We start from the raw sequence: 6279 nt of genomic DNA on the forward strand, positions 1-6279 counted from the left end.
GTATTTTTGGGTGGGATTCTCGCTTTCACGGGGCTGTATCCATCGCTCCAGGGGCGCCTGATGGTTTTTCAGCTCATGACCGTGGGGATATGTTTCTATCTTCTTCATGTCATTCGGCATTTATCGGCCGAAGATCATGCGTTGGGCCGAAGCTTCCTGCGGGTTTTTGCAAGCGTGCCGCTCTTGGCATTTGTCGCCCAATCGTTTTTAGCTGTGGTCGGGGAGAGTGCGGCCTCTCCGGCCGAAAGCGTCACCCTGGTTCTGCTCGCTGCGACTGCTGTCGGCATCCTCGCGGCGATTGGGTGCATCATTCTGGTGGCGGAGCGGTTCGCCGCCCATGTCGGCCATCAAGCCGGGATCGATTTGCTCACGGGCCTGCCGACGCGCCGCAATTTCAGCCAAAAGGTTGACCACGCCCTTCGCCAGTTTAATGCCGGCGGGCCAGAGGTTTCGGTTATTCTTTTCGATATCGATCATTTTAAAGCGATCAATGACACCCATGGGCACGATATGGGGGACCGGGCCTTACAGGCGGTCGCGGAGTGTGCGAGCCGCCACGCGCGCGCGACCGACTTTATCGCCCGTCTCGGCGGCGACGAGTTCGCCATTCTACTGCCCGATACGCGGTTAGACGAGGCCACCCATATCGCCCGCCGCGTGCTGGAAGCGTTACGCTCGCTCCGCCTGGAGCACGAAGGCGCGCTTGTTCGTGTCTCCGGCAGTTTCGGGGTTGCCCACTTAGAGCGGGACGATGAAACGGTCCATAGTGTGATGAAACGCGCCGATGTCGCCCTTTATGCCGTGAAACGCCGGGGCCGGAATGATGTTGAACCCCAGGCCTTTTCGTCCGTTTCGGCCTGAGGTCGGGGGCTAAAGCCGGGCCTTTGTACTGCGCGGCGTCGCTAGCAATAAGCTGGTTTCGCTGCCGGTAATGCCAGGGATCAGACGAATGCGGCGCAAGACGTTATCGAAATCGGTCAAGGTCGCCGCCCCCAGTTCTACCACCAGATCCCAGCGACCGTTCGTCGTGTGAATCTCCGAGACTTCGGCAAAACCGCCCAAGGCGCGGATCACCCGGTCGCCCATCTGGCCTTCGATTTCAACCATCATGATGCCGCGTACCGGCAGTTCCACCGCGTCGGCGCGCAGAATGACCGTATACCCCAGCACCGCGCCGCTTTGCTCCAACCGCTCCATCCGGGCGCGAACCGTGGCGCGGGAGGCCCCGAGTTCCAACGCCAAATCTGACACGCTGCGCCGCCCGTTATGGCGCAGCAGGGTAATGAGCCGTTCGTCGAGGTGATCCATAGCTTTCCATTTCGGCAGTTTAATTTACCAATTTGGCTAATCCTATCATAATTTTTGCCAATCTCCTGTGTTCACTATGCCAGTTGGGGATGCTCCAATAGGGGGGTTCAGCAGCAAGGCAGCCCTTCCATGACCGATACTCCTCTCCATTGCAAAATTCTCGCGGTTCCCGTTCAAGAAGGCGCTGGGCGCTTGGGCTGCGAGATGGGACCTGCCGCCTTTCGCGCGGCGGGATTGGCGGGGGCGATCACCGAACTCGGCCATAGCGTGCAGGATTTGGGGACGGTGATGCCCGCTCAGCCGCGCGACCTGCATCACCCGAACCCGGCGCTGAAGGCCCTACCCGAAGTGGTGGCCTGGATCGAAGCGCTCACCGACGCCGCCTATGAGGCCAGCGCCGAAGGCTTCCCCATTTTCGTCGGCGGCGATCACTCGCTTGCCGCAGGCACGATCCCCGGCCTTGCCCGGCGCGCCGAGGAGCAGGGCCGCCCGTTCTTCGTGCTGTGGCTCGACGCCCACCCGGATTTCCATACGCTAGAATCGACCACCAGCGGCCATTTGCACGGAACGCCCGTAGCCTATTTCACGGGAATCAAGAGTTTTGAGGGCGTGTTCACACCGCTGCAAACATTGGTCGATCCCAAAAATGTGTGCATGATGGGTATTCGTTCCGTCGATGCCGCCGAACGGGCTGCTCTACGCGATACCGACATTACGATCCACGATATGCGCGCGATTGACGACTACGGCATCGCCCCGCTGCTCAATGCCTTCTTAAAGCGCGTTCAGGATGCCAACGGCCTGCTGCACGTTAGCTTCGATGTGGATTTTCTCGACCCCTCCATCGCCCCCGGCGTTGGCACCCCCGTTCAAGGCGGCCCGACCATGCGTGAAGCCCATCTGCTGATGGAAATGCTGCACGAATGCGGGCGCGTGACCAGTCTCGACCTTGTGGAACTCAACCCCTTCCTCGACGAGCGCGGCCGCACGGCGACGCTGATGGTCGATCTCGTCGGCAGCCTCATGGGCCGCTCTATTCTCGACCGCTCGAAAGGCCCCTACCAATGACCCGCGCCCCTGATCTCAACCTCGTCCCTTTCGTGTCGGTCGATCATATGATGAAGCTGGTGCTGACGATTGGCACCGAGCGCTTCCTGACCGAGCTTGCGGGCTATATCGAAGACGATTTTAAGCGCTGGGAGAGTTTCGACAAAACCGCCCGCGTCGCCTCCCACTCGCTCGACGGCGTGATCGAGTTGATGCCGACCAGCGACGGCGCGTTGTATGGCTTCAAATACGTCAACGGCCACCCGAAGAACATTAAGGATGGCCGCCAGACCGTCACCGCCTTCGGCGTGCTGGCCGATGTTGGCACCGGCTATCCGGTTCTGATGACGGAAATGACCATTCTCACCGCGCTGCGCACCGCTGCCATGTCTGCCGTTGCCGCCAAATATCTCGCGCCCAAAGGGTCGGATACGATGGCGATTATCGGCAATGGTGCGCAGTCGGAGTTCCAGGCGATGGCCTTCAAGGCCATTCTGGGCATCAAAAAGCTGCGCCTTTACGATATTGATCCTGTCGCGACCGACAAGTGCGCCCGTAATCTCGCGGGGGCCGGGTTCGAGATTACTAAGTGCAAGACCTCGCAAGACGCCGTCGAAGGCGCGCAGATCATCACCACTGTGACCGCCGACAAGCAATATGCCACCATTCTGACCGATAATATGGTCGGCACCGGCGTGCATATTAACGCCGTGGGCGGCGACTGCCCCGGCAAGACGGAACTCCATAAGGATATTCTCACCCGCTCGGATATTTTCGTCGAATACCCGCCGCAAACCCGTATCGAAGGTGAAATCCAGCAGCTTCCCGCCGACTACCCGGTGATTGAACTGTGGGAAGTGATGGTCGGCAAAACCCAAGGGCGGCGCGAGCCAAGCCAAATCACCCTGTTCGATTCGGTCGGCTTTGCCATCGAAGATTTCTCGGCCCTGCGCTACGTGCGCGACAAGCTGAAGGCCACCGGCCTCTACGTGGACCTCGACCTGCTGGCCGATCCTGACGAGCCGCGCGACCTGTTCGGCATGCTGCTGCGGCATCAAGCGGTTATGGCCTAACTAGGCTAACAGGCTATGGGCGGAGGGATTGAGCATCATTTCGAGTCCTCCGTCAGCTTGGCGTAAGTTTCAGCGTCCATCTTGGCTTCATGTCATGATGGGAGAGCAGGATGAGCCACGCAAAAAATAACCGTCACTGGGAAAACGACGACGATTTCCATGACGTGAGAACCAGCGATAACGATGGATCGGATCGCGACCCCGATAGTCACGATGACTCAGATGATTGGAACAATGACGATCACGACGACAATAATTGGAATAGCAATAATTGGTACGGTGAAAGCCAGAGTGATGACCGCTTGTGTCCCAGTACGCCACCAACCGAAACAGCGCTGATTCTATCCTCTCGGGCTCTAGTCACCTATACAGGAACAGACGGAAATAACGGGCTAACCGGCAGCAATCGTGCCGATCTTCTATTAGGTTATGGGGGCGAGGATAGCCTAAACGGCGGCAGAGGCGAGGATACGCTCCTCGGGGGCGACGGCTCCGACACGCTCGTCGGCGGTACGGGTGAAGATTGGCTACACGGTGGCTCGGGAGCCGACCGCCTGAATGGCGGCAGTGATGAAGACAGGTTAATCGGCGGCGCGGGCGCTGATAGATTTATACTGTCGTTGGGAAGTTCAGACGATTACGTCTTGGACTTTAACGCCGCCGAGGGAGATCGGATCGAAGTTCAAAAGGGTCTTTCGGTCCGATTTTTTGAAGCGGATTCGGGTGATGCGGTGCTTGTCTTGAACGATGGCAGTTCAATCACTTTGGTAGGCGTCGCCGTAATTACCGTTACACAGGACTGGATTGTGGCGGGATAACTTTTAGCAACAAGGATCTAACGGGAGCCCGGCGAAACCGCTGGGCTTTCGCGTTTTGTATGCAATTTTCTCGATAAGAACAAATTTTAGACATATTGACTTTTTTTGCATGCAATTTGACAGTACGAAGCAATTCACCAAATCTTATCCCTCTGATAAATAACAATAATTATATTTGGCATACAAGTTGCTGATAGGAATGCGGAAGATCGGCAGGCCGGGGCCGCCGACGCAGATTTCAGCAGAAAAGGGCCGAAGAGATGGATATGAAGCAGATCAGCCGCCGGTCGATCCTGAAAAGCACCGCCCTTGGGGCCTTGGGCGTGGCGGCGGGCGGGCTGCCGTTCCGCAGTGCGCAGGCGGCAGGGCTTACCATTGGGATCATCTACGTCGGCCCGCGCGACGATTTCGGCTGGAACCAGGCCCATGCCGTCGGCGCGCAGGCGCTCAAAGCCGTGCCGGGCGTGACCGTGATCGAAGAAGAAAATGTGCCCGAAACCGTCGCCGTGCAAAAGACGATGGAATCGATGATTAACCTTGATGGCGCAAAGCTGATTTTCGCCACCTCCTTCGGCTATTTCGACCCGCATATGATCGAGATGGCCAAGAAATATCCCGCCGTCGAGTTTCGCCACGCGGTCGGCCTGTGGCAGGCCGATAAGCACCCGAAGAACGCGGGCAGCTATTTTGGCTATATCGATCAAGCCCATTACGTTGATGGCGTCGCGGCGGGACTTTCGACCAAGAGCAATAAGCTCGGCTTCATCGCCGCCAAACCCATCGGCACCGTGATCCGCAATATCAACTCCTTCCTGCTCGGCGCGCGCAAAACCAACCCGAACGCCACCGTTCAAGTGATTTTCACTGGCGACTGGTCCCTGCCCGTGCGCGAAGCCGAAACCACCAATGCCCTGGTGGATGCCGGGTGCGATGTGATCACCTGCCACGTCGATAGCCCGAAAGTCGTCATCCAGACCGCCGAAAAGCGCGGCGTGAAAACCTGTGGCCATAACGCTAATCAAGGCCCGCTCGCCCCGAAGGGCTTCATCACTGGCGCGGAATATAAGTGGGAAACCATCTATAAGCAGTTCGCCGCATCCCTCGCCAAAGGCGAAAAACTGCCGAACTTCGTGCGCGGCGGCTTCGATCTCGATTACGTCCAAAACACCGCCTTCGGCGCAGGGGCCTCCCCGGAAGCGATCAAAGCCGCAACCGAAGCCAAAGCCGCGTTAGTCGCCAAAACCCCCATCTACGTCGGCCCGCTCAAAGACAATAAGGGCAAGGAAATCGTCGGCGCAGGCAAAAGCCTCGACAACTACGACGCCGGGCTGGAGAACAGCAATTACCTTCTGGATGGTGTGATCGGCTCGCTCACTTAGGACGTGTTTGCAGAGGCGCTGCCTCTGCACTCCGCTTAAGGGCCAGTCGGCCCTTAAGAATCCCTTTCTTCTGGTCCCGGAATTGCTTTGGAATCAGGAATAAGAAAATGGGATTGCTAAGGGGCGACTGCCCCTTAGCTGGGGTCATTAGGGGCAAAGCCCCTAATCCTGCCACGCTCGAACAGGAGACGCCGATGGCCGTGCGGCTGGATCACTGGAGAACCCGCAGCGAGTATGTCGTGATGCCCTTGGGCGCGCTACTGGTCTCGGCGTTGTTGTTTTCGCTGTTTTTATGGGCATTAGGGAAATCGCCAGCGGATTTTTTCGCTTTAATCTGGCGCGGCGGGTTCGGGACGTGGTTTTCGATCCAGAATGCTTTGCTGCGCGCGGCCCCGCTGATTCTGACCGCGCTGTGTGTGGCTTTGCCCGCGCGGCTGGGGCTGGTGATTATCGGCGGCGAAGGGGCGCTCGTAATCGGTGGGCTCGCCTGCGCGATTGTGGCGCTGCCGGTTGCGGGCGTCTGGCCGGGCTGGGCGGTGATGGTTCTGATGGCGCTGGTGGCCGCGCTGGCAGGCGGCGTGTGGATCGGGATTATCGGTGCGCTGCGGGCGTTTCGCGGCGTGAACGAAACAATCGCCGGGCTGCTCATGGCCT

General features: G+C 58.6%; 6 protein-coding genes and 1 pseudogene. 6 read left to right on the forward strand and 1 reads right to left on the reverse strand.

All coding sequences use genetic code 11. The features are described 5' to 3' along the window. The coding region (locus ACIQ36_RS17255) for a GGDEF domain-containing protein (protein ID WP_395831597.1) at positions 1-861 on the forward strand (861 nt) is incomplete at its 5' end. A 9-nt stretch (positions 862-870) separates the two neighbouring features. Here the strand turns inward: ACIQ36_RS17255 and ACIQ36_RS17260 are convergent. Next, positions 871-1308, reverse strand: a complete 438-nt coding sequence (locus ACIQ36_RS17260) for an Lrp/AsnC family transcriptional regulator (RefSeq protein ID WP_395831599.1) — start codon at positions 1306-1308, stop codon at positions 871-873. Positions 1309-1437: 129 nt separating this feature from the next. Here ACIQ36_RS17260 and rocF point away from each other — a divergent pair, with 129 nt between their 5' ends. From rocF to ACIQ36_RS17285, 5 genes and pseudogenes are all read left to right on the forward strand, one after another. Beyond that, positions 1438-2376 (forward strand): arginase, encoded by a 939-nt coding sequence (rocF, locus tag ACIQ36_RS17265; RefSeq protein WP_395831601.1) that lies wholly within the window; start codon positions 1438-1440, stop codon positions 2374-2376. After that, entirely contained in the window at positions 2373-3428 is a 1056-nt protein-coding gene (locus tag ACIQ36_RS17270) for an ornithine cyclodeaminase (protein ID WP_395831603.1), read from the forward strand. The genes rocF and ACIQ36_RS17270 overlap by 4 nt, the downstream gene beginning before the upstream one ends. 110 nt (positions 3429-3538) lie before the next feature. Then, positions 3539-4246 carry a calcium-binding protein gene (locus ACIQ36_RS17275; protein WP_395831605.1) on the forward strand — a complete coding sequence of 236 codons (708 nt, stop codon included), beginning with the start codon at positions 3539-3541 and terminating at the stop codon, positions 4244-4246. A gap of 266 nt (positions 4247-4512) precedes the next feature. Next, positions 4513-5625, forward strand: coding sequence for a BMP family ABC transporter substrate-binding protein (locus tag ACIQ36_RS17280; protein ID WP_395831607.1), 1113 nt, complete (start codon positions 4513-4515; stop codon positions 5623-5625). A gap of 194 nt (positions 5626-5819) precedes the next feature. Then, positions 5820-6279, forward strand: a pseudogene (locus ACIQ36_RS17285) (hypothetical protein); the annotation flags it as partial.

The organism is Elstera sp. (assembly GCF_044372965.1).
GTDB lineage: Bacteria > Pseudomonadota > Alphaproteobacteria > Elsterales > Elsteraceae > Elstera.

Coding starts and splice junctions, on each gene's coding strand:
- rocF (WP_395831601.1), top strand. CDS start 1,438: ATGACCGATACTCCTCTCCATTGCAAAATTCTCGCGGTTCCCGTTCAA.
- ACIQ36_RS17275 (WP_395831605.1), top strand. CDS start 3,539: ATGAGCCACGCAAAAAATAACCGTCACTGGGAAAACGACGACGATTTC.
- ACIQ36_RS17260 (WP_395831599.1), bottom strand. CDS start 1,308: ATGGATCACCTCGACGAACGGCTCATTACCCTGCTGCGCCATAACGGG.
- ACIQ36_RS17280 (WP_395831607.1), top strand. CDS start 4,513: ATGAAGCAGATCAGCCGCCGGTCGATCCTGAAAAGCACCGCCCTTGGG.
- ACIQ36_RS17270 (WP_395831603.1), top strand. CDS start 2,373: ATGACCCGCGCCCCTGATCTCAACCTCGTCCCTTTCGTGTCGGTCGAT.